The sequence below is a fragment of the Pseudomonas sp. CFSAN084952 genome (genome assembly GCF_009648855.1).
GTDB classification, from domain to species: Bacteria; Pseudomonadota; Gammaproteobacteria; order Pseudomonadales; family Pseudomonadaceae; genus Aquipseudomonas; species Aquipseudomonas paracarnis.
In genome coordinates, this window is sequence record NZ_CP045767.1 from 34,258 (window position 1) to 60,982 (window position 26,725).

The 26,725-nt window shown below is 51.8% G+C and carries 21 protein-coding genes and 5 pseudogenes; 10 read left to right on the top strand and 16 right to left on the bottom strand.

Features of this window, described 5'->3' with window-relative positions; translation table 11 throughout:
- Positions 1-224: 224 nt before the first annotated feature.
- Positions 225-575 carry a hypothetical protein gene (locus GH769_RS00170; RefSeq protein ID WP_153649374.1) on the top strand — a complete coding sequence of 117 codons (351 nt, stop codon included), beginning with the start codon at positions 225-227 and terminating at the stop codon, positions 573-575.
- 65 nt (positions 576-640) lie between these two features.
- Here the strand turns inward: GH769_RS00170 and GH769_RS00175 are convergent, their stop codons facing one another.
- Genes GH769_RS00175 through GH769_RS00195 form a run of 5 tightly spaced genes read right to left on the bottom strand, consistent with a single transcriptional unit; the run spans position 641 to position 5,281 of the window.
- Positions 641-2,152, bottom strand: a complete 1,512-nt coding sequence (locus GH769_RS00175) for a conjugal transfer protein TraG N-terminal domain-containing protein (RefSeq protein WP_153649375.1) — start codon at positions 2,150-2,152, stop codon at positions 641-643.
- Positions 2,149-2,517, bottom strand: a complete 369-nt coding sequence (locus GH769_RS00180; RefSeq protein WP_153649376.1) for a hypothetical protein — start codon at positions 2,515-2,517, stop codon at positions 2,149-2,151. The genes GH769_RS00175 and GH769_RS00180 overlap by 4 nt, the downstream gene beginning before the upstream one ends.
- 13 nt (positions 2,518-2,530) lie before the next feature.
- A complete protein-coding gene (locus tag GH769_RS00185; protein ID WP_153649377.1) occupies positions 2,531-3,889 on the bottom strand; it encodes an integrating conjugative element protein in 1,359 nt (452 codons plus the stop codon).
- A 22-nt stretch (positions 3,890-3,911) separates the two neighbouring features.
- Positions 3,912-4,853, bottom strand: coding sequence for a TIGR03756 family integrating conjugative element protein (locus GH769_RS00190; RefSeq protein WP_153649378.1), 942 nt, complete (start codon positions 4,851-4,853; stop codon positions 3,912-3,914).
- The gene (locus GH769_RS00195) at positions 4,850-5,281 is read right to left on the bottom strand and encodes a TIGR03757 family integrating conjugative element protein (RefSeq protein ID WP_178128906.1); all 432 of its coding nucleotides are present in this window, start codon (positions 5,279-5,281) and stop codon (positions 4,850-4,852) included. Before GH769_RS00195 ends, GH769_RS00190 begins: the two co-directional genes overlap by 4 nt.
- 198 nt (positions 5,282-5,479) lie before the next feature.
- Between GH769_RS00195 and GH769_RS00200 the strand changes: the two genes are divergently transcribed.
- Positions 5,480-5,842, top strand: coding sequence for a LexA family transcriptional regulator (locus GH769_RS00200; RefSeq protein ID WP_256670271.1), 363 nt, complete (start codon positions 5,480-5,482; stop codon positions 5,840-5,842).
- 155 nt (positions 5,843-5,997) lie between these two features.
- On the opposite strand, the gene GH769_RS00205 is transcribed toward GH769_RS00200, so the two are convergent.
- Positions 5,998-6,315: a hypothetical protein gene (locus GH769_RS00205; protein WP_153649380.1), complete on the bottom strand. Its 318-nt coding sequence runs from the start codon at positions 6,313-6,315 to the stop codon at positions 5,998-6,000.
- Between the two features lie 54 nt (positions 6,316-6,369).
- On the opposite strand from GH769_RS00205, the pseudogene GH769_RS00210 reads away from it, so the two are divergent.
- Positions 6,370-6,666: pseudogene (locus GH769_RS00210) on the top strand (integrase core domain-containing protein); the annotation flags it as partial.
- A gap of 401 nt (positions 6,667-7,067) precedes the next feature.
- On the opposite strand, the gene GH769_RS00215 reads toward GH769_RS00210, so the two are convergent.
- The 6 genes and pseudogenes from GH769_RS00215 to GH769_RS00235 all read right to left on the bottom strand — a co-directional run bounded on the left by GH769_RS00215 (position 7,068) and on the right by GH769_RS00235 (position 12,234).
- Positions 7,068-7,808 carry a FadR/GntR family transcriptional regulator gene (locus GH769_RS00215; protein ID WP_153649381.1) on the bottom strand — a complete coding sequence of 247 codons (741 nt, stop codon included), beginning with the start codon at positions 7,806-7,808 and terminating at the stop codon, positions 7,068-7,070.
- A gap of 271 nt (positions 7,809-8,079) precedes the next feature.
- A pseudogene (locus tag GH769_RS28900) lies at positions 8,080-8,262 on the bottom strand (transposase); the annotation flags it as partial.
- A 336-nt stretch (positions 8,263-8,598) separates the two neighbouring features.
- Positions 8,599-9,047 (bottom strand): annotated as a pseudogene (locus GH769_RS00220) (DUF411 domain-containing protein).
- A gap of 156 nt (positions 9,048-9,203) precedes the next feature.
- On the bottom strand, positions 9,204-10,244 hold the full coding sequence (locus GH769_RS00225; protein ID WP_153649382.1) for a copper resistance protein B: 1,041 nt from the start codon (positions 10,242-10,244) through the stop codon (positions 9,204-9,206).
- Complete coding sequence (locus GH769_RS00230; RefSeq protein ID WP_153649383.1) at positions 10,216-10,464, bottom strand: hypothetical protein; 249 nt, start codon at positions 10,462-10,464, stop codon at positions 10,216-10,218. Before GH769_RS00230 ends, GH769_RS00225 begins: the two co-directional genes overlap by 29 nt.
- 12 nt (positions 10,465-10,476) lie before the next feature.
- On the bottom strand, positions 10,477-12,234 hold the full coding sequence (locus GH769_RS00235) for a copper resistance system multicopper oxidase (protein WP_153649384.1): 1,758 nt from the start codon (positions 12,232-12,234) through the stop codon (positions 10,477-10,479).
- 757 nt (positions 12,235-12,991) lie between these two features.
- On the opposite strand from GH769_RS00235, the pseudogene flgB reads away from it, so the two are divergent.
- Positions 12,992-13,407, top strand: a pseudogene (gene flgB, locus GH769_RS00240) (flagellar basal body rod protein FlgB).
- Between the two features lie 141 nt (positions 13,408-13,548).
- Here flgB and GH769_RS28905 read toward each other — a convergent pair.
- Positions 13,549-14,070, bottom strand: a pseudogene (locus GH769_RS28905) (transposase); the annotation flags it as partial.
- A gap of 288 nt (positions 14,071-14,358) precedes the next feature.
- Here GH769_RS28905 and GH769_RS00250 point away from each other — a divergent pair.
- From GH769_RS00250 to GH769_RS00275, 5 genes are all read left to right on the top strand, one after another.
- Positions 14,359-16,482, top strand: coding sequence for an FUSC family protein (locus GH769_RS00250; RefSeq protein WP_153649386.1), 2,124 nt, complete (start codon positions 14,359-14,361; stop codon positions 16,480-16,482).
- On the top strand, positions 16,476-16,670 hold the full coding sequence (locus GH769_RS29305; protein WP_153649387.1) for a DUF1656 domain-containing protein: 195 nt from the start codon (positions 16,476-16,478) through the stop codon (positions 16,668-16,670). The genes GH769_RS00250 and GH769_RS29305 overlap by 7 nt, the downstream gene beginning before the upstream one ends.
- A gap of 7 nt (positions 16,671-16,677) precedes the next feature.
- A complete protein-coding gene (locus tag GH769_RS00260; protein WP_153649388.1) occupies positions 16,678-17,589 on the top strand; it encodes an HlyD family secretion protein in 912 nt (303 codons plus the stop codon).
- Positions 17,590-17,597: 8 nt separating this feature from the next.
- Complete coding sequence (locus GH769_RS00265; RefSeq protein ID WP_153649389.1) at positions 17,598-19,016, top strand: efflux transporter outer membrane subunit; 1,419 nt, start codon at positions 17,598-17,600, stop codon at positions 19,014-19,016.
- A 1,157-nt stretch (positions 19,017-20,173) separates the two neighbouring features.
- Entirely contained in the window at positions 20,174-20,368 is a 195-nt protein-coding gene (locus GH769_RS00275) for a heavy-metal-associated domain-containing protein (protein WP_153649391.1), read from the top strand.
- A gap of 421 nt (positions 20,369-20,789) precedes the next feature.
- Here the strand turns inward: GH769_RS00275 and GH769_RS28910 are convergent, their stop codons facing one another.
- The gene (locus GH769_RS28910) at positions 20,790-20,903 is read right to left on the bottom strand and encodes a helix-turn-helix domain-containing protein (RefSeq protein WP_256670330.1); all 114 of its coding nucleotides are present in this window, start codon (positions 20,901-20,903) and stop codon (positions 20,790-20,792) included.
- 366 nt (positions 20,904-21,269) lie between these two features.
- On the opposite strand from GH769_RS28910, the gene GH769_RS00285 reads away from it, so the two are divergent.
- A complete protein-coding gene (locus tag GH769_RS00285) occupies positions 21,270-23,429 on the top strand; it encodes an S-type pyocin domain-containing protein (RefSeq protein ID WP_153649392.1) in 2,160 nt (719 codons plus the stop codon).
- Between the two features lie 1,190 nt (positions 23,430-24,619).
- On the opposite strand, the gene GH769_RS00290 is transcribed toward GH769_RS00285, so the two are convergent.
- Positions 24,620-24,991 carry an AprI/Inh family metalloprotease inhibitor gene (locus GH769_RS00290; protein WP_153649393.1) on the bottom strand — a complete coding sequence of 124 codons (372 nt, stop codon included), beginning with the start codon at positions 24,989-24,991 and terminating at the stop codon, positions 24,620-24,622.
- A gap of 49 nt (positions 24,992-25,040) precedes the next feature.
- Positions 25,041-26,507 (bottom strand): serralysin family metalloprotease, encoded by a 1,467-nt coding sequence (locus tag GH769_RS00295; RefSeq protein WP_153649394.1) that lies wholly within the window; start codon positions 26,505-26,507, stop codon positions 25,041-25,043.
- Positions 26,508-26,725 lie beyond the last annotated feature (218 nt).

The following is a 26,725-nucleotide window of genomic DNA, read 5'->3' on the forward strand; positions in this document are numbered from 1 at the left end:
TTTGCGTAGCAAGCCCTTTCGGGTAGGGCTTTTACCCTTGTGAACCATTCCATTCGCTTTTAGAGACCATTTACCCTTTGGGCCATTTGACTGTGGGGTGGGGTAGGGCGTCCGCGTACGCATAACGGCGCATCCGTTTATCCATTGGTCTTGCGGCAGCGCGAAATCAGGATTATAAATAATGTCAAAGCGCCTCCAGTTTACGGAGGGCTAGGAGATGCATGATGACCGCTTACACCTCACAGACCTTTGCAAGCCGCTTGGGCTATAGCCTTGGTCGTGCGGTGCGCATCGTTTGGTGCAGCGAGAACCACACTTTACGCTGGGTCAAACGTCTTGCCCTAATCGCGTTAGCTGTATATTCCTGGGTATGGTTGGCTCATACGTTCATGGCTGTCCTGACTGTTGGTCTTATATTGCTGGCTTTGGTTGTAGGAGACTTTTCCAGACTACGTGGCATAGGCAATTCTGAGGATCGAGATGCGCCTTACGGGCGAAACGTATTTGGCCAACCATTAGACCCATGGGGTAATGTTGAGGGTGAAATTTCTGATGAGGATAATTTTTCCCATTAATTTAAGGCATAGAACCCGCTTACGGATCTATCCAGAATGAATGGATCCGTAACTTCCTGAGTTTATTATATTGCTTTTTTGATAATGTCTGCTCCAGCTGAACCTGCCTTTTCAACTGGTTGCGTCCCACGTGTGAGCCCCTCCATCGTCTTACCTGCACTTATTCCCGCCCATCCCAGTGCGCCTATCCAAAACATCGGTAGGATGATGAACATGGCTCCCATGACGAAGTTCAGAATCGCATCTTGGGCCGTTGAGTTCAGTCCCATGACAGGGTCAAAAGACAAATGGGGTGAGCCTGCTCCATACAGGGCGTCCAAGATAGTTGTGTCTACCCACCGCGCCAGTTGAAACCAAAAGTCCACGAAGATCAGCGCGAAAAATACTACTGTCATGGTCATGGCCACCTGCAGTTGATAGGCACCCACTACCAGTACCAGCGGGATGCAAATCACCATCGCCATCTTCAAGAACGCCATAACCATTGGTAGCGCCTGACGAACCATGTCCATGGCCGGGAAATAAGCCAATGAGCCCAGTGCTACCCCTAGGGTGCCGGTGACACGGGCCGCGCCATTCCACACCGTCCCGTTAATTTGCCCACCGTAGTCTGTATAAACATTCCCTTTCACCTGGTTCGACGGCGAGACCAGTTGACGAACAAGCGAGTCGCTCACTTCGTCCTGGGACAGCCACTTCGCCCAACTAAGCATTTTTGTCATGAGGTCAGGTGATACCTGATCTTTGATACGATCTCGTAAGCCCACTCCGCTATCGGACCACCATTGTTTACATGTTGGATATCCTCCACCTCCGCTCACCTGTGGCAACCCCACGTCACGCGAAGCGTTGTAGGGCCAGGACGTTCTGGGTGTCTTGGAGTAATCCGTGTCGTAGAAACCCGAGGTGTTCAGCAAGAAGTGGGAGCCGATCCAACTAAGGTCCTGCAAGAACTGGGGATCATTGGCTTTAGTGCCCCAGTCTGGTTGACGCATGAAGAGCCGGGCGCGTGAAGGTCCGTAACAGTCGTGGGTAAAGTCGCCGATTTCCTGGGCCAGCAGTGGATTGTTGATCTTGGTGTTGTTCACCTCCATCCGGACTTGTCGCAGGTCGGTCCCACAAGGGATGGCTGCGACTGCTCCGTTGGTTAACCCTTTTGACAGCGCATGCATGAAAGCCCACCACATGGGCATCTGCGCACTCTTTCCAGCCAGAGAGCTGAATGTTGTGTTCCAACCCGTATCAGCTGGTTTAGGTAAGTTGTACTGACATTGCTGGGCTCTACTTTGATCGAACGCCAAGGTATCGAAGCTCACATTGACGGCAGGGACTGCGAAGAATGCAACAACGATGTAACCCACGTAAATTTGGGTCTCGATACGGGCCAGTGAGAGCACGCCTTTATTGCCCTCGTCAGCCCCCTCTCCACGGACCTTGAGCCATTCTCGAATAACGATTATGCAGAAGGGCAGGGCGAACAGGCCGGTATCTGAAATCATGTCCCAGATGCCGTTGTTGATGATCCAGCCCACCAGCGTTAGGTAGTACTCTAGATAGTCATTGGTGTAGAGCGTCATTGGATGCCTCCACTAGGGAGAAAAGCTTTGCTCAGTTCGATCATGACGAACAGCAAGATAACCATGACCTCGATCTTCAACAGGCCTTTGCGCCTCGATAGCGGCAAACTAGCCTTGAGCTTGAGCCAGGCAACCGTCAGTGCGATATAAAGCATCAGTCGCCAAGTGAAGAGCGGCCAATGGTTGACGACACGCCATGCTTGCCATTGCTCAGCACTGTCGAACATGCTCATCAAGACGGCGTTGAGTAACACCACGAGGGCTGTAGTGGCTAGCAGAGTACCTAGAACAACTAGAGTGCCCCGCCCGACACGTCTTATCAGTGAGCGGTTGGGGGCGGCGACAGGATCTTGAATATCAGTCATGGCCTTCACCTCACTATTTGCTCTTCGCAGGTGATTGCAACTGATTCAGGCGATCTGTTTCTGGATCTCCTGGAAATACGCCGCGTGAGTCTTCGGCCCGAGCTTTGCCACGCTCAATGATGGTCAGTGGTGAGTTCTTCGCGAGCTGCTGACGCATGTCCAGCTCCATCTTCAGGTTGCCAATTTCCTGCTGCAGCGAGGAGCTCTGCTGACCGACTGCCTGAACGGCCAGGTCGTTAGCCGCGACGTTTGGTTCTCGGCTACCTGCCATCAGGGTGCGTTGAAGGGTCAAGGCTTTCTCCAGCACATCGGACAGCGCGACTTCGGAGGCAAGTCTGCGAGCGAGTACGTCTTGATCTCGCTCATCCTTGAGAGCCGCCACAACACCACGGGTGATGGGCAGAGAGTTGCTACTTGCAGCCTCTAGGTTTTCGACCGATAGACTTTTGCTGCCAGTCAGCAGCTCCTGCAGTGCCTTAAGCTTGGTGTCGTACGTTTCTTGGATCAGCGGCGTGAGGCCCACACCTGCTGCTGTCACCGTTTTAGGGCAACTGTCACAGGTTTGTTGTTGCTGTTCTCCCAGCACGCGATTGGCGAATGTGGTCGCCTCTTGGGGCGATGACCAGACATTGCAGACCATTCCGTTGTTGCAGCTGTCTTTGCTGATCGAGCCGGTGTCACCGGCCGCACGTTTATTCAGCAGGTTGTAGCCTGCTTTGGTGACGTCACCGACAATGCGGATTGGCTTCTGGCCGGAACCTCCTGCTCGATCACCCCCCACCCAGGTGACGCCATCGTTGCCACCTTTCTTTTCGACCTGCTCCACAGCCGACACTGCGTCCGTGTTGGAGGTCAGCGCCTGGCTCATCGCCTGACCCTCTGCGAGCTTGCCCCAACCCATTTGATTTCCGGCGATATCCGCCATTTTTTCGCCAATGGCCCTGCAGGTGCCTTTGGACCGGTCAAAGTCCAATCGAGCCTGCAAGATGCCATTCGTGATGAGGTTGTACAGCGCTGGGTTTGCGCGTTGGAGGATCAAGGCTGGCAGCGAGGCGACGGCGCTGGTGGCGTTCTGCACCACCGAGCTCATGATGTTCTGGAATCCAGAGGTGGCACCATTCAACTGGTTCTGCAGGGTGTTGCTCATACTCATGTTTCCGCAGACCAGGTTGTTGTTCCAGCCACCGCCGACGGAAATACTGTCCATATTGCCGGCGCTTCCCATTGTCACGGCGTTCCCCCCGCCGATGTTGTAGAGCACGTCGTCACCAATGACGCTGCCAGAGGACGAGACGTTGATTGGGTCAGCCGCATGCACTACTGCGCTGCTGAAACAGAAGATTAGGCAGATCGCCAAGGGGGTGAGTTTCATGTAGTGCTCCGATCACTGAAGTTCATTGGAAGTCCGTACTGCCCAGAAAGGTCTGGCCACGACGTTGGCAGCACGAATATGGACGCCAGAGCGCCCAGGCGTATCCGCCGTCCTGAGCATCGATATTGGGTGTGATGGTTGGAAATGTTGCGCAGGTGGGATTGAGCACCGGGGTCAGTTCCTGCCACTTACCGGTGGATGCGTCACCTTCGCGCAGTGCTCCCGCTGGCCAGTAACCAGGGTAGGGTAGGGCAAGCATCGGTAGGTAGACATGGACCTGACCTAGTCGGGTGGTAACGTCACCGGCGCGCTGTGCAATTACGGCACCGGTCTTGTAGTCATCGACTTGATTAAGAAAACCACTGCGTGGGTAGACATTCCCCCAGCTGCTTGCAGTGAGCAGGCTATCGACCTCACGCATCCCTGGAATAAGCGCCTCGGGGTATACAGCTTCAGGTACGCCGTACCGCCAGGCTATGGGGTCCAGGGTGCTGAGGAAGTAGGGGACAAGTGGTAACGTTGCGCCTTTGCAGACATAGCCAGAGGCGCTGGCGAACTGACTCAGTGCCGCACCACCAGGATGGCCGATCACGTCGGCTTCCTTGAACTTGATCATGTTGTTTTCGGCGACGTGGTTGGTGGTGCCATCGTTACCTGCTTGAGCCATCGGGTTAGGTGTGCCGAGAGGCGACATCTCTATCCAGGGGTTCATCCCCGTATTTGAGTATGCAGACACCACGGCGTCCGGGACGTAGTGACGAACCTTGGTCGAAGTTTTGACCTTGCAACCGAAGGGTGTGCAGAGCAGCCAATAGCAAATGCCGACGACTTTGTATTCCAGACAGGTCGGCGACAGCGTCGAAGCAATGATTGTGGCCGAAGTGATCGCAGCTGATGCGTTGCAGGACAAGCTGAAGGCGATGGCCAGTGACAGTGGGCGGATCGCCAAGCGTGAGCGTCTCATCGTGACAGGTTCCTAGCTCGATCAATCTGCGCTATGGCTTTTGCCACTTCCGCCTCCCCGTACACAACGTAGCGGCGGTCGACGACAACTGCGGGGATTTTTTCAACCCCCACACTCCAGGCATCTGTAATGCCCTGCTGTGCTTGAACCAAGTCGCTTTGAAGACGTTTGCCGACTGGAGTTGCTAAGTAACGTTGAATGGTTGCTTCAGCCTGGCGTTGATCGTTAGGAAGCTGTTGAGACAGCAGCTCTTCGAGGCGTTGCTGGTCGTCGAGATGAGTGATGCGCACGCCAGTAGGTACGGACACAGGATGTGCCTGATCAGTGATGACCCACGTTTCCGCGTGTGCTGTGGCAGACAGGAACGTTAAGGCCATGGACGCAAGCCAATGCTTCGTCGTGCGGGAAGGCTTATGGATAGGGGGCATCGCACCGTACCTGAAGTGAGTTCAGGTACAGGAAACCGGATGGCCTCGTTGAGTGCATTAAGAAATAGGAGTTCGAGTGCTATAGGTTTTCGGCTGGGCTCAATTCAGGTTAGAGGGCATTTGGTCGGCTCAGATTGACGCGACTTCTGAGGCGCAGTTAACTGTGTATCCATACAGTTATTTGTTCAGGCCAGGTTTATGAGCGTGACCCTTTTTGGTCCCATTGCCACTGGTGGTGTATCACTCCCGTCGTATTCCTCTCAGGTGTCTGCCGGTTTTCCATCGCCGGCAGCGGACCACCCTGAAAAATTGATATCGCTCGATGAGCTGTTCGAAATCCGAGCCCCCCACATGTACCTGGCCGAGATCCAAGGCGACAGCATGCAAGGCGCCGGGATTTTCAGCGGTGACCTGGTGGTAGTTGATCGAAGCAAAACGGCGCGGCATGGCGATATCGTCATTGCGGCGCTCAATGCCGAGTGCGTGTGCAAGCGTTTGGGGAGCAACGGAACAGAAAGTGCACTTAAGCCCTGGCTCCCCAATCATGCACTCAACAGGTAGCGTTCAAGTGACTGCCTGTTCACAGATCATCTTCTGGACTCCGCAGCGGTCGCAATTCCCCACGTTCGACCTCTTCCGGTACCGCGAACGAATACCGCCCTAGCATATTGATGTGCTCGTGGATCAACGGCGACAGTCTTGTAAGCGTCTGGCCATCACACGATAATTCCGCCTCGCTCGATTGGGATAAAGATTGGCTCCGCTTCCGCAAATGCTGATGCCTCAGCGATCAAGCGGTTGGTGTTGTCGGTAAACCTGGAAACGCTGCTTTGCCCTTGGGCTTGTGCGGCTTTAACAATTGCATCCAGTTCCACGGCACTGATTTGACCGGTAGCCGTTAAGACAAGCTGAGTAACTTGCGCCTCTACTTCATTGAAGGTCTGTTGTGTCGCCTGGTTTGCTGAAGTGAGGGTATTACGAAGTGAGGGTGCACCTGAAGAACGCATCGCTCCCCGGCCCGTCAATTTTTGCATCCATCCTGCGGGTCGTCCCATAAACACCTCGATCAGGTGTTGCGACGACCGGTTGAATCCGCCCAGTACGCGAGTCGTTTATTTCGCCAGCGGCTGTGGCGTTATCGCATGCGCCAGAGCATGACTCGCCGGGGAAATTGCTGGGACAATGCGCCAATGGAGCGCGTGTTCCGCAGCTTGAAAACGGAGTGGATACCGACGACGGGTTACCGAACGGCTCAAGAAGCCCTGCGCGATATCAGCCAATTCTTGATGCACCGGTACAACTGGATTCGCCCCCATCAATTCAACGGTGGGCTGGCGCCAACTCGGGCCGAAGAAAAACTTAAAGCCGTGTCCGGGATTAGTTGACCACTACATTGCAATCATTTCTACGGCGCTGTTAAGCGTGTTTCCGATGGACTTAGCCCATACACCCATTGTCCTTCTCGGCAACAACGATGGAGTTTAAGCTTACCTATTGGACACTTCGCTAGTCGGCGAACACTTCCCCCAAGGTCCGAAATACCGATACCGGATGGCACATTTAAAACCAAGCTATTAATGGTAAGGTTGATCGCTATAGATTGCTAATTAAATAATTAAAGCTGTATTTCAGGGAAGATGATCGCTATGCTAGAATGTTAGCAAAATGGAAAATAAGTATTGAATGGCTCTTTATTTGGTAACTGCTGTAGCGAAATAAAAAGGTGTTGTAAAAAACTCCGATTTAAATATTGGTGTATAACTGTTGTTAGTCTGCAATCCGCTATTCAATAGGTTGTTGTGTATTGAGCCTCACGGCATGGGTCGGCCCAATTATCAAATTTCGTGTTACGCAAAGCATTGAGTAGCGGCTTGACGACCGCTTCTACGGCTGCTGCTGCTGCGTCGCGGTCTTGTCGCTCAATAGCATCGACAATTGCGCTATGGGCCTTGAGATCCGGTATTTGCAGGTTGGTGTCGTTGATCACTGATAGACTATTCTGTCGCACGGAATGGGAGAAGTAGCGATACAGTTCTGTGAGGGCGGTATTACCCCCCATCGCGACGACAGCTACATGGAAGTCCGTATCAGCATCTGCAAAGGCTTCTTTGTATTGGCTTAATTCTGTCTGAGTTCTGACAGTGAGTAACTGACGCAATTTGATTACATCATTTTCTGTTCGATTCTGCGCAGCCAGTCGAGCGGCTTCGGTTTCCAGCATTAAACGTAATTCAAGATGCTCCCGCAAGCTAGACCTGCTGATTCGGCGCATGACTTCAGTTGGGTCGAGCGAAGTCAGCAGGTAGGTCCCGTCACCCTGACGAACTTCAAGTACCTGAGCGTGGGAAAGCACACGGATTGCCTCGCGGACGGTGTTGCGGCCTACTTGAAGCATCTCCGCCAATTCCTGCTCTTTCGGGATGCGTTCTCCCACCCTCCATTCGCCACTTTCGATCTGGCGACGGATAACGGAAATCGCTGAGTCAACAAGAGAAAGCCTTGGAGCCTGAGGTAGCACTGAATTCATAGGGAGCCTGTTAACCGAGCAGTGTGACGTCCTATCATACGATTTTTTTTGGTACTTCGCAGCACTAGGGGAAAAGGGGCTCCTCTCCGATAGCGCAATAGCCTGCAAGGATTGACGGCTATGCCGCCGATAAGAAGGTCCCACATCTAGGTGAGGAAATGACGCGTATTCTTCAGCCCAGTTTATTTCGGAATAAAAGCCGCCTGAATTGGCGGTCTGTACGTGGACTCAGTCCCAACAGGGCATAGGTACGAGCTTACGGCAAATTTGCTCGCAAGTAAGATTTTGGTCTTCCGCCAAAGCGCTCTGGCATGTCTCGCCAAGCCGCTCCCTAGCAGAGCACCCAACACACGCAGTTGACCATCATGCAATCATCGACTAGAGCGCGCCCAGTGCGTCGGGCTTGAGTAAAGATATCGGCAACCAAATCCCAGGCTGCATCGTGATCTCGCAACGCTTTGCCATCTTGGTCTGCAGGCTGGAATGGCAATGAGTTTTACAGAAATCAGTGTTTCCGTGGGTTTTCGTACGAAACCTGGGTCCATGACCCGTCGACATTCATCAGTGAGCCTAGACCGCAGAGTTTGTCCCCCCCCCGCTCACTTCCACACGAGCGCCCCTTTCAAGCGAAGGAGCTCTATGGGAGCCAAAGCAGCAGTTAGATAGGGTTCAATATAACTGTACCTGGTTGTCCAAGGCGTCTTGCTTGAACGAAAAATGGATAGCGTCTAACCCACTGCATGGCTAGGAAAAAAGCTGACCATGCAGGGATCGGACGTAGAGGATCGGATTAATTTGCAGTATATTCAGCAAGGACTAATCTGTACCTGCTTTGGCCAAGCCGATTATCTGATTCGCCTCATGTAATACATTGACTTCCATTCCTGGAGAGCCTGCCGGCATGCCAGGGGGGGGCGATTCCGAGAAGGTCGTCACTGTTACTCATCACAATTATTTGCACTGCGGGCAAATGACCTTCTACACACTTCCTGTTGATCATCGCGGTGTGACAAGCCGAGAGTAGTGGAGCGACACCCAGATCTTGTTTGACAGCACTCATGTTAGTTCCTACATGATCCACGATGGTGAAGCCATTGTGCTGAATCCATTTTTGTAGCAACTGCAGTTTGCATTTCGGTGTACATCTATGGTCAGGGCTTGAGCCGTTGAGCCGATGAAAAAGCGCGGCGAATGTTGCGATACGCAGAAATCGACTTGAAGTCGGAAGCTACCTGTCATGAATATTTCCTTTTCCCTTGGCGGCAGCGAAACGTTCCGCGGAGCAGTAGAACTTCACTCAAGCGTTCAATGCCACTGCAAAGGTGAAGGTCGCACTTTTGAGTCGGGGAGACGACTCCCCGTTATTCAAAATTCGTAGGGGTGTTGCTCAAACAATCAGAACCACATACGAATACCTGCTACAAATCGAGCCTCGTTGGTCTTTTCGCCATTATCGCTGGCTAGGTCGGCGGTCTTGCCGTAGGAGCGATTCCAGGTAACCCCGACATAAGGGGCAAATTGGCGAACAATCTCATAGCGCAACCTGAATCCTACTTCGGTGTTGGCCAATCCTGATCCTATGCCGCGCTGAGAATCATTTTTTCCGTACAAATTTACTTCGGCTGTCGGTTGCAAGATCAGGCGATTGGTCAGCAGGATGTCGTAATCGCCTTCAAATCGAGCGGCGGTTTGACCGTGCTCACCGATATAGGCAGTCGCTTCAGCTTCAAAGTTATAGAGGGCCATGCCCTGAACACCGAGCGCTCCCCATGTTTGAGGCGATCCGGGTTTGAAGTCTTGCCGAACGCCTGTGACAACATCCCACCATGGACCAATGGCATGCCCCCAAAGTGCTTGAAATTCCGCGTTTTCCGTTATGCCATTGGTACGTTCACCTTCTGAACGCAGCCACAGGCGATCAACGTCACCGCCGATCCACCCTTTGGTATCCCATGCCAGCGCACTACCGTTGTCAGCCTCTTGGTACTCGAACTTATCCAGAAGGATAAACGAGTTAATTTTTTTATCATGAACACCATGGCCTGCCACATCTGGAAAGGCGGCTGCACGGTCAGCGTCGGTAAGTAAGGGGATTGGGGTTCGGCTCGTGGTAGTCACCCCTCCATCCATGCTTGCCATACCGTTCATATTCTCATCGTCCATGTTCATCTTGCTATGGTCCATAGTTCCCATTGAGCCGTGGTCCATCTTGGAGTGATCCATCGCATTATCTTTCGCTTTGGCTGGTTTGGATTTTTGTGCAGCCGAAGGCTTTGCGTCCGCACTTGATGGCGTCGCCATCGACGGATCCATATCTTCAGCAGCTTGGACCATGAAAAAGAATGCAGGGCTTGTAGAAACTGCAAGTGCCATCAGCGTGGGGCGTAAAAAATTGCCGGTCATGATCTCAATCTTCCTTTTTGATTTTTTGGTCATGATCCATCGACTCATGGCTCATCTTGCTATGGTCCATTGACCCGTGATCTAGCATCGAATTGCTCGCTGTAATTGCTGGTTTGTCTGTTGTCTGAGCAGGAGCAATGGTTGAATGATCGCTGCCATTTTCCTTTGCCAGCACAATTGACGAGAGTCCACCTAGCAGACCAGCCGCAAAGAGGCAGCCAACCAGGGAATTACGATATAGGTATGTACTCACAGATCGTCTCCTTTACTCATCAACCCGTACTTCACGGAACATGCCCATTTCCATATGGAAAAGCAGGTGGCAGTGGTAGGCCCAACGGCCTAAGGCATCTGCGGTGACTCGATAGCTGCGTTTGGTACCTGGTGGCATATCGATCGTGTGCTTGCGCACCATGAACTTGCCGTTCTCATCCTCGAGGTCACTCCACATGCCGTGTAGGTGAATGGGATGGGTCATCATGGTATCGTTCACCAGGGTGATGCGAAGACGTTCCCCATACTTCAGACGAAGCGGCTCGGCGTCAGAAAATTTGATTCCGTTGAAGGACCACGAAAACTTCTCCATGTGACCGGTCAGATGAAGCTCAATGGTGCGATTGGGCTGGCGGCCGTCAGGATCTTGGAACGAGCTTTTCAGATCAGAGTATGTGAGCACCCGACGACCATTGTTCCGTAAACCGATGCCTGGGTCGTTTAGCTTTGGCGTTGGATTCATGGCCTGCATGTCAACCAAAGGGTTGTTGGTTTCGGAGGCTGGGTGAGTCTGCATTTCTCCACCCATATCTCTCATCTCTGCCATCTTACCGTGGTCCATGCCTGCCATCTTGCTGTGATTCATGCCATGCATGCCGGACATGTCGCCGCTGCCCATACCAGCCATACCGCCCATTCCCATGTCATCCATGGACAAAAGAGGTCGAGGGTCGATAGCAGGCACTTGCGCCTTTAAGCCTTCGCGAACTGCAAGGGTTCCGCATGCATATCCGGTTCTGTCCATAGACTGGGCAAAGATGGTGTAAGCCTCTTCACTTGCAGGCTCTACGATCACATCATAAGTTTCAGCTACGGCGATGCGGAATTCGTCAACGCTGACCGGTTTGACATGTTGACCGTCGGCAGCGACAACGATCATTTTCAAACCAGGAATTCGGACGTCGAAATAGCTCATCGACGAGCCGTTGATAAATCGAAGACGCAGCTTCTCACCCGGTTTAAAAATACCGGTCCAGTTACCGTTAGGCGTCTGGCCATTCATCAGGTAGGTGTAAGTATCTCCACTGACGTCTGCAAGGTCAGTGGGGTTCATTTTCATTTCAGCCCACATCTTCCGGTCTGCTACGGCAGATGACCAGCCTTGCTTGCTGACATCGTCGAAGAAATCGCCAACGGTACGTTTGTGGTGGTTGTAGTAGTCAGATTGCTTCTTCAGCTTTGCCATGACGCGACTAGGATCTTCATCGGTCCAGTCAGTTAGCATCACCACGTAGTCGCGATTGTATTGAAAAGGTTCAGGCTCTTTCGATTCGATAACGATTGGCCCGTAAACGCCTGCCTGTTCCTGCAAGCCCGAGTGGCTGTGATACCAGTACGTACCGTTCTGATGAACCTTGAATTTGTACTCGTACATGCCGTCGGGTGCAATGCCATGGAAGCTCAGTCCAGGTACGCCGTCCATGTTGGCCGGCAGAATGATCCCGTGCCAATGGATCGAGGTGTCTTGGTCCAGGCGGTTTTTTACACGCAGGGTGACCGTCTCTCCTTCGCGCCAACGCAGCAAGGGTCCTGGCAGTGTTCCATTGATGGTCATGGCCGTGCGTGGCGAACCGGTGATGTTTACAGTGGTTTCACTAACAGACAGATCAAATTCGTTGCCGGTGAGAACGCTCTGAATACCAGGACTTGTCACCGCCCATACAGGAGTGCGGTAAAGGCCAAGGCCGCTCAGAATGCCACCAGCGGCCAAGCCTTTTACGAATGTCCGCCTAGAGGTTATGGAATGCATGTCGTTTATGTCCAATCAGTCAAAAGGGAGCGCGAGCCAAACAACAGATGAGTTGCCCAGATGAGCTTCGCCCACCGTCACAAAAGACGAACTCTTACGGCAAGCGAGCTCAGAAATTGCCACATTTAGAACATCAAAGTGATTACAATTCTGTCAGCTTGGGAGCGCACCCGGCTTTTTAGCAATTCTTGTGGTCTATCGCTTTGGCTTTGCTTTCAGCGACGGGAGGTTGGACGTTTGCGTTTGAGCTACTTGATACGATTCAACAGAGTTATTCTTGGCCGCTTCCAAGCATGAAAAAGTCTTTAGCTATAGCCAAAGTAGAGACAGTCAGTACGGCGATGACGAACAAGGTTTTGATAGGGGGGGGGTGGGTTTCCTCGGATGAGGTTGGTAACCCCTGAGTTCATATTAGTCGTTGATTATTGGGTGGGCGCTTGAGGCTCAATAGGACTATAGGGTTCATTCCCTATTAGGAGGCTCAGGCCGACATTACAGTTATCGCAGATTGTGATATTTCTCTTGAGATACTGAGTGATTATTTGTGCGGTCTAAGTTGTCCAGCGTAACCGCAATTACCCATTTCAGAATTGCGTATGCGGTTTTGTAGGCTTCCGCTCACTGTGATTGAGGCTCCAAGTTTATTTGCATGTGAATTAGGATGGTGCCTTGGGTCAGGCGCTCTACGTTCAATACGATGGATGTTTGATGTAGATTGGGATGGAAGGAAATAGCAGCGTAAACTAGGTGGCCATTTGTGAATATTCATATTGAAAAAGCACTTGGCTCGGCAGAAAGAGATATTAGCTTATCTTAGCGTAAGAGCTGAGGTCCTGAGTAATAATATCGCTAACGCCGATACTCCTAGCTTTAACGCAAAAAGATTTTGGCTTCTTCGCTGTACTTGCGTGCCAGGAAAAAGGAGGGTTGGCTATTCCCTTCTCTTTAAAAGCAACAAATCCAAAACATATTGCCGTAAACGAGTTGGCGAGTGATATTCACGACGGCGCTTTGCTTTGCAGTACGCCGAGCCGACCTTCCATTGATCAAAATACAGTGGGTCAACAGGGAGAGGTCGCAAATTATGCGTAAAATGAAATTCATTTCGAAACTGCTTTTACTAGACTGAATGGAGGATTTAAGAGGCTACTTAAAGCGCTGCGAGGTGAATAATAAACTTTGCCCAGCTAGGGAGTCAGCGCCTCTGGCGCTGATCTGGGAGGGTAAACCGAGTGCCTAGGCAGTTTACGGAACTGCTCTGGGTTTTCGCTACTTTCAAGGCTCACTTAACCAGCGGCGCGATCCACGAAAACCGTAACGATCACAGTACCGGCGCAGGACTTCAGCATCGTCACCCTTATCGGCCAGCAGCCATCGGCAGCGTTTGCGGGGACCGCCGCGCAAGCTTGGGATGCAAGCCTCACGCAGTAAAGGATGGGTAGATAATACGTAGACTTGCCCGTCTGACAACAGGAAGTGCAGCGCAGCGGCACACCATTGGCGTTGCATAGCATGGCATTTTGGTTGTCAGGCCGCCCCTGCTGCGTCCGAGTGCGTGATCTTGCGGCTCTTCAACCCTCTTTTCCACGCCTGATGGGGCTCTGATTCTGATCGAGAGCGTCATAAATATGCCAGTCGCGAAATCGTTGATAAACCGTCGACCAAGGGCCAATGCGCTCTGACATATCTCTCCAAGCCGCTCCCGAGCAGAGCACTCAAAGCACCCATTTGAGCATCAGGCGATCATCGACTCGAGCGCCCAGTGGATCGAGTTTGAGTAAAGATGTCGGCAAGCAAATCCCAGGCTGCATCGGGGACCTTGGAACGCTTTGCCACCATTGTCTCCAGGCTGGAACGGCAATGAATTTCAATGAAATCTTTGTTTCTGTAGATCTTCGTACAGAACCTCGGGTAGCGCTTGCTCAACTCAGGCAGTTAAAAAACCGTTCTCGCTGAAAAAGCGATTTGCAAAGCACATACATCCTAAGGTAGGATGATTCTCATCAAGTATGATTACTATTATCAGGTAGTACGCTTCAGTGAGCGGCGCTCGGTTCCGGAAAAAACGATAGCGCGCATATGAACGGCAGGGCTCAACGGCACAGTGCAAATGAGACATAGGCAATGAAGCAGCTACCCAGCAGTTCAAACGTTGTTAATCACAGAAATGCAGCAGTACAACAACTGCAATTCGCAATGTCGAAATTGGATTTTTTCTCTCCGCAATGGGTCTATATTTTTCGTTCCGTTCTGGCGGCGGTGCTGGCCTATGCCATTGCATATGCTTTGCAGCTAGAAACCCCCTATTCAGCTGCTAACACAGTCTTGCTCGTGACCCATATGAACCAGGGCGTAGTATTGGCCAAAGGGGGGTGGCGTCTGGTGGGCACGCTCATCGGCGGTCTTGTGGCCATCGTTCTGATGGGGTTCTTCATTCAGGCGCCCCTGCTTTTCCTGCTTAGTTTTGGACTTTGGCTGGGGCTTTGTAGCGTAGCTGCAACAGTCATGCGCCACTTCTGGGCAGTGGGTGCAGCCGTTGCGGGCTATACCGTTGGGTTCGCATCTTATGGTGCACTGGAGGCACCAGAGCATGCACTGAATATAGCGCTAGGACGCATCGCCACAGTTGCGGTAGGCGTCGTCTGTCTCGGTGTTGTGACCGCAGTCCTGAGCAAGCGTGCTACCTGCGCACGCCTAGAAACAGCGATCGCACAACAATTGTCAAAGGTAGGTCAGCTTCTTCTCCAGCAGGTGAAAGGTGTTGCAAGTGGAAACCGTTACACGGCAGTAGAGCCAGATCTCGTATCAGGCTTGTTTGCAATTGACGACTTGCTGGAGCTCAGTCGGCATGAGTCCCCCGATGTCAGTATCAGCGCGGGCTGGGTTCGAGAATCCATGGCATCACTGTTCAGCGCTGCTCTTGGTGTTTCCGAAATTAATCACGCTTACACCGAGGATCACCCTGCCTCTAAACAGACGCGTTCGGTACTCTGCGAAAAGCTGCCTGAAGTGATCCATCTCATCGAGCACAATGAGCTGCCAAGCCTTGAGTGTGCAGTGAGTGCAGTGTCGGCAATGCGCCGTGATGTCAGTCAGATCGTCAATGAAGTTGAGCGTAACGATGGTGATGCGAATGTATTAACGTGGCTGGACGGCCTGCAGCAAATACTGGAGGACTGGGAGGCAGCTATCATTGGCCTGGTAAAACTGCACCGTCGGCGGCCCTATAAAAGCGTGGGCTTTCGATACAACCGCGACTGGAGCGGTGGTCTACGTAACGGGATTCGCTCTGTTTTAGCTATTGTTCTGGGCGGGCTGTTCGGCATTGTGACGGGCTGGCACGATTGGTCAACTCTGCTCCTGCTACTTGCCCCTTATAGTATCTTACTCGCAACCACAGGCAACCCGGTGGAAGGCGCAATTTCTTTCGTCAAAGGCACACTAGTAGGGATTTTTCCAGCCTACTTTTTTGTTACGGTCATACTACCCAATATCCAGGGGTTCCCGCTTTTAATGCTCTGCATGATGCCCTTCTGGATCGCAGGATTGCTCGTCACCACCAAACCTAAGTATGCCTTCGCAGGTCTGGCTTATCTCGTCACCTTCAACACCCTTATTGGCGCGACCAATCCGATGGAGCTCGACCTTATATCGACGTCCCCTTTGGTTTTCTCGATCGTAGCATTCTTCAACAAAGCACTGGCCTGGATGATTGCTGTAATTGCTACATGGCTGGCAATGAAGCTGATTCTGCCAAATGACCCACACAAGCAGGCTCATCGTTTGGCTCATGCCCTGGGCCAAGATGTGCTGGAAACGCTACAAAAGGGGTTTGTAGGGCGCCGCAAAGTATGGGAACACCTCCAACACCACCGTCTCGCTGGTGTTGCACTTAGTCTAAAGAGCGATCCAGAGCATGCATCAGAACTGCTTAGCCAAGGATTAGGAGCCATACACCTAGGGCGCACAGCACTGTTGCTCCATCACATCATCATCAACCCGGCCTCTCCGATCGAGGTTCGCGTGTTGGCACAACGAGCTCTCCATATTGCGCAAAAGTGCCTAGGTAATGAGGAGGGCGCGCACCTACTGGCCAGCGTACAAAACCGAATACTTGCACTCGTTGATAACAACCCCAATGACACGCGAATCATTCATCGTACTGCAGCTGCCGTCGCAGACGTGGACCACCTAACAAGGCGTCATGGGGGCTGGATCGCAAATCTGAAGGGGCAAACATCGTGCTAAGTGAGTTCTCGATAGCGGGCGTGTACATTCCCCCGTTTCTTTTATACGTCATGCTGGCTTGGCCAGTTTTCCTGGGCGTGCGCAAGACACTTACTTATATCGGTGTATTTCGCAACGTGTGGCATCCCGCCTTGGTCGAAATCGCGATTTTAATAGGAATCGTGGCCCTCTTGATTCTTTATGTTTGAGCCACTTATGACAAAACTCATGAAAGTATCCATTCGTTTCATTGCCTCTGCGCTAATACTGATCGCCATCGCCTTCTTGGTAATTGAGCTATGGCGCACTTATGTACTATCACCTTGGACGCGAGACGGCCGTGTCAGTGCAGAGGTCGTCAAAATTGCGCCGGAGGTTTCCGGAACTGTCCAATCAGTCGCAGTTCGCGATAACCAGTTCATCAACAAAGGTGAGGTGCTGTATCAACTAGATCCGGTCCGCTTCCAGCTTGCCGTGGATGCCGCCGAAGCCGAGGTCAACGGGCGCAAGGCTGAACTAGCCCTAAGGCAGATGACCTCGAAGCGACAAAGCGCAGTGGGCGCGGATATTATCGCTAAAGAGACCATTGACCAAAGCATCGGGCAGATTCGCATTGCCGAGGCGGCTTACAGCCGTGCGCTCGCAACCCTGAATGTCGCTCGACTTAACCTCGAGCGTGCAACCGTGAAAGCGCCAGTAGACGGATATGTAACTAACATGAGGCTGCGCCCTGGCGACTATGCGCAGGATGGAGTCACGAATGTGACCGTCCTGGATGCCAATAGCTTCTGGATAACGGGATACTTCGAAGAGACCAAGCTTGCAAACATCAAAGTGGGCGACCCGGTTGCAGTTCGATTAATGGGCTTCGAATCTCCCATCAAAGGCCACGTGGCGAGTATTGCTCATGGAATCGCCGATGCGAACGATAACCCGGACCATCGCGGTCTTCCCAATGTAAACCCGGTGTTCACGTGGATCCGCCTCGCGCAACGCATCCCTGTCAGGATCGAGATAGAGGACGTGCCAGACGATATCATCCTAGCAGCGGGCATGACCTGTAGCGTAGCCGTGGGTAATGAAGTGCCGAAAGGGCGGATGCAACGCCTCCTTCAGTCGTACTTGTGAGGTTCGACATGAAACAATTGTTAACAGCTGCCGTTGTTATTTTTCTTTCGGGTTGCAGCATTCCACACATCATTGAGTACAAGAGCCCCTCTGACAAGACCCCCGCCAATTGGTCAGAGGCCCCACCTAGCAACACAGCCAGACTGGATCTGCGTGAATGGTGGAAGAATTTCAATGACCCGGTCCTAAACCAACTAGTTGAGCATGCACTCTGTAATAACCTAGACCTGAAAATCGCCTCTCAGCGTTTGCTGGCTGCCCGAGCTGACCGCCAGGCTGTTGCTGCCCAAAGTAGTCCAGTTATAGGCGTATCAGGACAAACTATGGAGCAACGTTCAAGTAAAGAGCTGGACTGGCCAAAAGGTATTGGTCGCTCTAGATCTCAGACGCTACAGCTCGATGCCAGTTGGGAGCCCGATCTATTTGGCCGTATCCGCTATGCGGTCGATGCAGAGGATGCCAATATCGCCCTACTTGAGGAAGACCGTAGGGCGATATTTACCAGTCTTCTTGCTGAAATCGCAGCGAATTACATAGACTTGCGTATCAAACAGCAGCGGCTGGCCATTGCAGAGCGAAATGTCACAAAACTGAGAGAGACGCTCGATACAAACAAGCGCTTGTACAGCGCTGGTTTGGTCAGCGAAACGAGCGTAGCTTTGGCGCGTGCGGAAATGCAAACTGCCATTGCCTTACTGCCTACATGGCGCGCCAGTATTGCTCAGCATGCCCACACGATCGGGCTACTGGTCGGGGGGGCGGCGGATGACCTGAAAGCTAGCTTTGAATCCTCCGGCAACACGCTACCGCAGGTTCCAGTCACTCCAGCTTCAGTTCCATCGGATGTATTGCGTGCGCGGCCCGATGTACGCGGCGCGGAGCGCAAAGTGGCGGTAGCCACTGCACGCGCCAACGTAGCTATTGCAGACCTTTTCCCCCACTTTCGCATACCACTTAGCCTAGGTACCGCCAGCAGCGGCGTCGGGTCGCTATTTTCCGCCCCAAGCTTTGTCTGGAGTGCCGCACTTTCTGGCTCGCATGTACTGTTTGATAATGATCGTAGACAAGCACGCATCGAGGCAGCTAAAGCCGTCACGGAGTTGCAGCGCATTGAATTCGAAAAGAGCATTCGTACTGCGCTGCGGGATGTCGAGGATGCTTTGAGCTCAGTGCGCGAAGAGAGCGTTCGACAAAATGCACTGATGACCGCCGTTCAAGATCATCAGGTTGCCGTTAATCGTGCCGAGCGAGAGCAAAAAGTCGGCACTATCGATTATTTGCAGCTGTTAATCGCGCAGCGTACCTTATATTCCGTAGAGGATGCTGCTATGGCGAGCCGCGGCCAGCAGTTGCAGGGCATTATCGCATTGAGTAAAGCCTTAGGTGGTGGCTGGCAAAATCTATATCCCGATTCTGCTTTTCAGTAAGCGAAGGCAGCAACCCGGCGAAAGTTAACATGTTTGTTCGGCTAGATACGCGTGCAGTGTCTTCAAGGATTGAAGTGTTGAAGTGATGCAAATTCACGGACAGGTGGTTTAGAGCAAGAACCCCATCCGAGCTGTTGGAGCGCTGCATCTGTCTGTTTGAAAAATCTAGGACATTTGTCGAAGCTGTCAGTTCGACTGCTGGATCGCATAGCGTGTCAAGTAGCCGTGACCGATGCTACTGCACGCTACTCTGTACTGCACGAGCATTCCCAGCGCAATGTTTGATTCTATTCGGGAGGTGGGCGACTTTGATCGCGCGCATCATATGGCCGATTGCGCATGCAAGTGCTCTACATCTTTAGCAAGTTTGCCTTAGTTTCTTAACGCTTACTCTATAGTATATATTCATACGTAGAGCGCGCCCCTTGTATCGACCAGCTAATTTGGCAACAGTGGCTTTTTCGTTCCTCTAATACTGCTGAATGCAATGAGCACTATCTATGCTTCGAAACGCTCGCCAATTCGGGCGGGTTAAAAGGATTGCCTACCGAATCTTACAGATCTGGTGCCGTGGGTGTTTTATTAGCGGCAAGCCTACAACGGCAGGCTGACTGGACTCAGTGGAGCGCGCCGTGCTGGTTTGCCCCAGGTCTGGAGCCACAGCCCATCATATCGACAGCCGTGTCAGTCAACAGGTTTGCACCACCAAGGCCCATTACAGCCGTGGCCAAAAGCATCACCAAATATGGCAATGACCAGCCAGAGGTAGTGGGTAGCAGGGCAATAAACCCTGCAAAGGTCATAATGGGGCACCAGCCAGCTCCCATCAGGGCCAATACAACTTTATCAGCCAGTGCAATGAATGACTCGCGATAACCGGTTGCTTCACAGTCCGGTGCCGGCAGACTGGGAAGCAGTTCCGACACTACCCATAGAACATGGCCCGCTACTACCGCTGTGTGCTGAACACGCTGCTAAAGCAACCGAGCTTGCGGGGCTGCAGGGCCAGCTTTCGTTCTTGACCGCGTGAAGAGCACAACGGTGTTGCCGCTCTGAGAAATTGCCAGCTAGGCAGTGATGTTGATCCAAATAGCGCTTGACATTCCAACCGTGGCAACCACAAGACTTTGAACACCCAAATCAGAAAGGAGTTTTCCATGCAATTCCAACTCGATGACATGACCTGCGGCGGTTGCGCTCGCACTGTGACGAAGACTATCCGGACGATCGACCCCAATGCCAAGATCGTTACGGACCCACCGACCCGGCGTGTCGAGGTGCACTCCTCGGCTTCCAGAGAGCAGATCGCTAAGGCCTTGGTCGAAGCCGGTTTCCCCTCCCGCGCGGAGTAATATTCCTCACGGCCCATCGATTCGATGTGCCGTGAGCTGCGTCGGCGGTGTCAACGCGCTGCCCGGTCTCCATGAGAATCCAGTTGCGGCCATTTGCCGTACAGGCTGGGCTCGCACTGAGGCATCCCCCCACATTGACATATCGGTGCGCAGTAGTTTGTGATGATCGTTTAATCTTTTGACCCCAAAGGAATGACCACCAACATTCCGGCTTTCAGCACGGGCACTGATATTTGCTCTTTGCTTTGCTCATCGGCCCTGAGCCATGTCGACATGTAACCTCGTGATGTTATGAGCGATCGAGATGTGCTACGGCTTCCGCAACAATCTGAACATGCTGTACTTGGGGGCAACGGGACCGAAAGTGTGCTTAAGGCCAGTGAGGGGCCTTGGTGGCTCGCGGCCTGCCAAGGTCTAGAGCTCATCTCCCAGCTACTCCGTTGGCTTGGCGCGCAAGTGCCCGATAGGCGGTTGATCTTGATATCGAAAACACCTTGGCAAGATCACTGCTCGAATACTCCCCAGGGTCGTGCATGCGGCGCAGTTCATTCTGCTGACGATCGGAAAGCTGTGATTTGTTGCCTCGCAGCTGACCTTTGGCCCGTGCGATGGATATTCCCTCTCGCGTTCGCAGCCTTATGATGTTCGACGCGAATTGCGAACGTGGCGAAAATATTGAAGAACAGCTTGCCCGTCGGATCGGATGGGTCAGGAACACTGGTCCCGATCTGCAATCTCACGCAACGAGCAGCAAGCTCATCACCAATTGCTCGAGAAAACAGAACCTTTAAGAGCAGAAGCCGTTCATCAGAGCGTAATTAGGTAACGGGAAAATCAGCCGTCTTTCCCGCTGACATATACAGAACCTTTATGTCGGAACTAGCTAAAAGGAAAATTCACTATGTCGAATGGCGATACGATTTGTCTTCCAGAAATCGAAATCAACTTTATTAATAAATATGAACCTCAGAAATTCGCAGGCGATGGTGGAGATAGTGGTTTTTCCCATAGTTACACCGGACAGCTCATTAACGTTGCAACGCATACCTATGTACTAAATACATGCCCTGCCATCATTTTACAAAGTGTTAAGGATCTAGAGGCGAGCTTTTCCATGAAGCTTCCGATGATGCCTGAATCTGTTGCAAATAGCATCAGTGCAACAGAGCAGAATGAAGGAAGTCCCGAGAGTGAAGTCGCGAAAATAGAACAGCATATTCTTTCAGTTGAACCACTAATTGCTAAAAAAACACAAGCGTCTGCTGCTCAAAAAATGATTGCTGATAAGTATTGCTATGGAGACTTATTTCGATTTTCGCCTATGCAATTTATTAAAGATGTAATCAGCGTAAGCAAGACAAATTACCCTCAGGATAAAAACTATAAAGAATGGTACGCCTTGCTTGAGAGTGCGTCTGCTGCAAAATATAGCAGCCGCGAGATCGATTATTTTAATATCCTGAAGCAGAACCTTCAAGCGCAGACTAATCAAGCATGCGAAAACGTTGAGGCCAAATGTATTGCCGATGAGGCGGGAAGAGTCGCTGCACAGGTGGAAGCTAAGCGTTTGGCAGACGAACAGGCACGTATCGATGCCGAACGAGCTACCCAGCAGGAGGCGCAAGAAGTACTCCTGCAATTGGGAACCCAACTCACTGCTATTACTGCGCCTATGCAGCAGCAAGTGACACAACTTGCCAAACAGGTTGATACCGCTATATCCGTAGTCGCTGAGCAGATCAGCAACACGCTAAACTCAGTATACCAGTCAACACAACAAACCTTCAATGAAGTAGAGGCGCAGGTCACTCAGCTTGTCTCAGCTGCTACCGGTCAAATCAATGCCGGGGAACTGGATATGATTATTAAAGACGCGCAAGCCCAAAGGGAAAGCAGTGTTCCCAGGTTTATCCACAACACCAACCGCTTGATCACTGAGGCAACCGCATTTGCTGGAACCCAAAAGAGCTCTTTAAATCAATCAATTGAAAACGAAACAAAGCAGATGTCCGTGCGTTTGAGCGAGCTTGGCGCACAAGTGCAAGCCACTCCCACACGGGCTGCAGCTCAGAATGCGCAACAGCTCTTGCAACAAACCACTGACGCGGCCTCGGCCAACGTCAATGCGCAGGCCTATCAGGCAGAAGCCGCAGTACGGTCAAAGGCAGAAGAGACCACCGCAGCACTGCGCCTGGCTCAGGAGACCGCCCAAGCCAGCTTGCAGGGGATTCCTCACAGTGTGCAGGCTGGGTTAGCGCGTGTTGCCAATACCTATTGCTTTAACGCCTCTGTAACTACAGCACTGACGATCCCTGGGCAGGGCGTAGTGCCATTGGGGGAGGCCGCCTCTGCTCTGTGTCAAGCCATCAAGGGAGTTGTTGCCTTAATGGGAGAAGTGGACTTCGCAGCTGCGAGCGCGGCGTCCACCGTAGGGCTGTTTACACTCGCTTATTCCAGTTCCATGGCCGGTCCAGAGCAAGATGAACGACCAGCCCGTTTTCGTTACGCGTTAGGTGTGTCACCCGATCTGTTGGAATTACCTTCGGGTACTTATTTGGCCAGTGCCGCAGCGGTCCAAGGCAGCGTGGACTTGCCCTTCAGGTTGATCAACGAGACCCTCAGTGATGGCCGTTCCTACGTATCGTTGGTAAAGGTGGATGAGGTGAATGTCCCTTCGAGTGTATCCGTACGAGGAGCAACGCTTGATCTTCAGACGGGGCTCTATAGCCTGACTGTGCCGAGTTTGGTGGTTGACCAGCCTGGCATTACGTTGACCTGGACACCGGCGAATCTTCCCGGAGAGCATTCCTTGACGGCCACTACACTAGCAGTAACGCCAACGGTGCCTACCTACACAGGCGTGGAGCTAAAGCCCTTGGTCATTGAGGCTGAGACGTATCCAGGCGTGGTGACGGATGTTAGTGACCTGATCATTTCCTTCCCAGCGAATTCGGGGCTTGAACCGATTTATTTGATGTTCAGCGAGCCGTTGGACTCGGGGATATTCACCCGCCGACAGCTAGACAAAAAGTATACGCACCCAAAAGCCCAGAGTCATTGAGTCACAAAAAATACCCTCGAGAAGGGCGCTTACCTAACGCTGAAAGTTTAAGGGTTTTTATAATACTACAACTATGAATGCTGTTATTCTTGAAAAGAAAGGAAGCTTCCTTTCAGCTTAGAAGTTTGTGCCTGAAAAATCTAAATATGAAATCTACATGAATTCAGAAGGGTTGAAGTTAGCCCAGCTTTAATAAGCTCGGAAAATTATCTGCCATAATAAAATTTCTGCAAGTATATTCGAAATTGAGTTTTTTGAGGGGGGCGACGTGGAGGCGAGTCCGGAGCTATGGCGTAGGATGCTAAGGAACTCGCAGACTCCCTGTATATAATTTTTTATCTAGCAGAACGTTGCACTTCCTATTCAGAAAGACAGAGTTATGAGCTAGACAAGACTGAACTTCGAGTAGAGCCTTGAAAAGGCTCTTGCATACAGTTTTTGTAATTAAGCAAGTCCTCATTTCAACCATTGCTGCCAGAGTGGGCCTTTTTCCGTGTGCATCAGGTAGGGCCTGCTGATGCTCTTGTCAGGAGGCCTCGGCCCGACTCTCTCCAGATCCTGCGTTTCCCACGCGATCCTATCAGAGAGCCCCGTATAACCATCCAACGTGCTACTTCGCTTCGCCTTGGACAACTCAAACAGCTCATCCGCGTTGCACCCTTTACTGGTCGTGTGCCAGAACACGATGTGGCCTTGTTGTGGCTCACGCATACCATAGGGATTCGCGTCATCGAGTTGGCCTTGCTGGAGGTCGCAGACTTGCTGTACCCAAGCGGTGTCATCAAGCCCGAAGTGTATTTGCGAGCAGGCATCGCGGCCAAGAGATATTTATTTGACCCATACTAAGTGTCTTATTGCGCTCGATGCAGGGTTTGGGGGGGGGCATCATTGACGCAGCTGGAGGCTTTCCGGCGCAGATGAATACCGAGTCAAATCTGGTCATGACGCACATGGAGCAAGCCTTTGAACTCGCGTTCAAGCACCGCTAGTAGGATAGCGGCTCGGAGGTGGAGCGAGCCTGTGAAATGTTGCGATAGACAACAGTAAATCACCCGGCGCTCTGAATAAGAGCGCAATCCCGTGAGCCTTCGCCATATTAATTTTTTTCCTTGCAGCGAATTACGCAAAAGGGGATCCCCTACCGAGTAGAGTACGGCCGCCTAACAAATCGAGTTATATATTTATAGCCTTCAAGAAGGTTTTCGTTGCATCCTGACTGCTTTGCCAGCTTTAGTGCGGGCTTGATAGTCGCCTTCTTTCTGACGATTCATATGGATGATTCCCGCGCCTTCAGCGTTAAACAGCCAAATACCATCCGGGGTGGACGACCACGTCAGCGGTTTATCGCCCAGCCACTGCTCGACACAGGCGATATCGCCCTCCAACACGTTGGCTTGCTCCACTAACTTTAGCGAGCACACCTGATCTCGGTTCTTCAGCTCCCACTGCCCGGCAAGCTGCGCCGAGGTGGGTAATACAAGACTGCTAGCCATTGCGCGGGCTCCTGCCGACACGACCCCCACCTGCACAACACAGGCGATCAAATAGGAAAAGCGTGGCATATCCAACTCCGACCTGGAGCGCGGCGCCGAAGCGCCGCGCGCTTTTACATCAGGCTACGATGTCACTGGCAGCTGCCTGGCCAACGGTGGTGACGAGGAAATCCGCCACGCCGTGCCCGGAGAAGTCCACGGCCAAGGTGCCCAGGTTGCTACTCGAGGCATAGCTCAGCACAGCATCGCCGGCATGCCCGGTAAATGCATTGACGAAGGTCACGCCTGCACCCTTGGTGATACCGGACAGGTCGATCTTGTCCGAGCCTGAGGTGAAGTCAAGGATCTTGTCCGCAGCCCCTGGTCTGGAGTCGGAACTGGCACCGTACACGAAGGTATCGCTGCCGGCGTCGCCCCACAATTGGTCCGCACCGCCGCCACCGTAGATGAGGTCGTTGCCGGCCCCGCCCTTGATGGTGTTAGCGACTTGGTTACCAATGATTACGTCGTTGCCTGAACCGCCGAGCGCGTTCTCGATGGTGACGCCTTTGGCGATGGACACGTTGCCCTTCAAGCCGCCCACATCCGAGTATGAGCCCTCAACCAGATTGATTTTTTGATTTTGAGTGAAACCTGAAAAGTCCAAGTTATCATTGCCACCACCGTCCCATACCGAAAACACCAGCTTGTCGGAATTAGATGTGGCACTGAGGAAATCGCGTCCTGTGTTGGAGTTGAATCCGTAAGTGGTGTCGCCGGCTCGAGTGGAGTAGTTTGCTCCGTAGAGTTTCTGAATTGCAGCAATGTCGTCGATCAGCGGGCCGGATGAATAGGCTTCCATCCCGCCTTTACTGAAGCTTTGGTTGGTGTTGCTTTCGCTCCAATAGCTCATAATACTATTGCCAATGCTATCTTCAGCATAAGTTGAATCACTGTAGCTGGGGTAGCCGTTTGAAGCATCATAATCACCCGGATGAGATAGCCCCAGAGTATGGCCAATTTCATGAGTTAGCGTAAGTCGGCCGTAATTGCCATTAGCTGGACTTATGTTGGCAGTGTAAGAGCTATTCGTTTGAAATAGTGCGTCACTAACTCCAGAGTTATTCGGAAAGAAAGCAAACGCCGATCGCGCACCACCATTGCCAGGATCGTTGCTATAATTGCCGAAGTTAATATGGGCCTCTCCTCCATTTAGTGACTGGCTGAATGAAAGATTTGCAACGTCTGACCACGATTGCAAAGATAATACTGCCTGGTTTTTTTGCTGGCTATTAAACTCAGTAAAGCCAGATACATTCTCTTTGGTATAGGATAGAGTAGGTGTTTTAAGAAAACTGTATGATATATCGACTTTCCCGTTGTGGTCAGAGTCGCTCCAATATCTGTTAGTTCTCGTTAGCTCATCAGCTGCTTGATCAATCGAGTAAGAGGGCTTATAATTTTTTATAATATTGTCGCCTCGATCGTAATCATGAGCAAACTTCACAAGTGTTTGAAATTCTTTGCTTTTGGAACCTAGGCCTAATGATTTTGCGATAGAAGGTGTGGTAGCGCTCTCTTCTAGAATTTGATTTTTTCTAATCATGACAGGCATCCTTAATAAATTGATATTCAGCTGATTTTATCAGCTGGATAATATATTAGCTGAGATGGGCTGAAAAAAAACTCCGTCATACCAATTAAATCTTAAGCAATTATGTGGCTGTATGATATTTATAGATGTATATATGTTTTGGTCGAATTGTATAGGTTCATCATGATTTTTACGGCGATTATGAATATTTTGAGTGTCCTTTTTTTGCT

Bases quoted from the DNA above. Each gene is read 5' to 3' on its own strand.
- GH769_RS00170 (WP_153649374.1), top strand. From the start codon at position 225: ATGACCGCTTACACCTCACAGACCTTTGCAAGCCGCTTGGGCTATAGC.
- GH769_RS00175 (WP_153649375.1), bottom strand. From the start codon at position 2,152: ATGACGCTCTACACCAATGACTATCTAGAGTACTACCTAACGCTGGTG.
- GH769_RS00180 (WP_153649376.1), bottom strand. From the start codon at position 2,517: ATGACTGATATTCAAGATCCTGTCGCCGCCCCCAACCGCTCACTGATA.
- GH769_RS00185 (WP_153649377.1), bottom strand. From the start codon at position 3,889: ATGAAACTCACCCCCTTGGCGATCTGCCTAATCTTCTGTTTCAGCAGC.
- GH769_RS00190 (WP_153649378.1), bottom strand. From the start codon at position 4,853: ATGAGACGCTCACGCTTGGCGATCCGCCCACTGTCACTGGCCATCGCC.
- GH769_RS00195 (WP_178128906.1), bottom strand. From the start codon at position 5,281: ATGCCCCCTATCCATAAGCCTTCCCGCACGACGAAGCATTGGCTTGCG.
- GH769_RS00200 (WP_256670271.1), top strand. From the start codon at position 5,480: ATGAGCGTGACCCTTTTTGGTCCCATTGCCACTGGTGGTGTATCACTC.
- GH769_RS00205 (WP_153649380.1), bottom strand. From the start codon at position 6,315: ATGCAAAAATTGACGGGCCGGGGAGCGATGCGTTCTTCAGGTGCACCC.
- GH769_RS00215 (WP_153649381.1), bottom strand. From the start codon at position 7,808: ATGAATTCAGTGCTACCTCAGGCTCCAAGGCTTTCTCTTGTTGACTCA.
- GH769_RS00225 (WP_153649382.1), bottom strand. From the start codon at position 10,244: ATGACCAAAAAATCAAAAAGGAAGATTGAGATCATGACCGGCAATTTT.
- GH769_RS00235 (WP_153649384.1), bottom strand. From the start codon at position 12,234: ATGCATTCCATAACCTCTAGGCGGACATTCGTAAAAGGCTTGGCCGCT.
- GH769_RS00250 (WP_153649386.1), top strand. From the start codon at position 14,359: ATGAAGCAGCTACCCAGCAGTTCAAACGTTGTTAATCACAGAAATGCA.
- GH769_RS00260 (WP_153649388.1), top strand. From the start codon at position 16,678: ATGACAAAACTCATGAAAGTATCCATTCGTTTCATTGCCTCTGCGCTA.
- GH769_RS00265 (WP_153649389.1), top strand. From the start codon at position 17,598: ATGAAACAATTGTTAACAGCTGCCGTTGTTATTTTTCTTTCGGGTTGC.
- GH769_RS00275 (WP_153649391.1), top strand. From the start codon at position 20,174: ATGCAATTCCAACTCGATGACATGACCTGCGGCGGTTGCGCTCGCACT.
- GH769_RS28910 (WP_256670330.1), bottom strand. From the start codon at position 20,903: ATGCACGACCCTGGGGAGTATTCGAGCAGTGATCTTGCCAAGGTGTTT.
- GH769_RS00285 (WP_153649392.1), top strand. From the start codon at position 21,270: ATGTCGAATGGCGATACGATTTGTCTTCCAGAAATCGAAATCAACTTT.
- GH769_RS00290 (WP_153649393.1), bottom strand. From the start codon at position 24,991: ATGCCACGCTTTTCCTATTTGATCGCCTGTGTTGTGCAGGTGGGGGTC.
- GH769_RS00295 (WP_153649394.1), bottom strand. From the start codon at position 26,507: ATGATTAGAAAAAATCAAATTCTAGAAGAGAGCGCTACCACACCTTCT.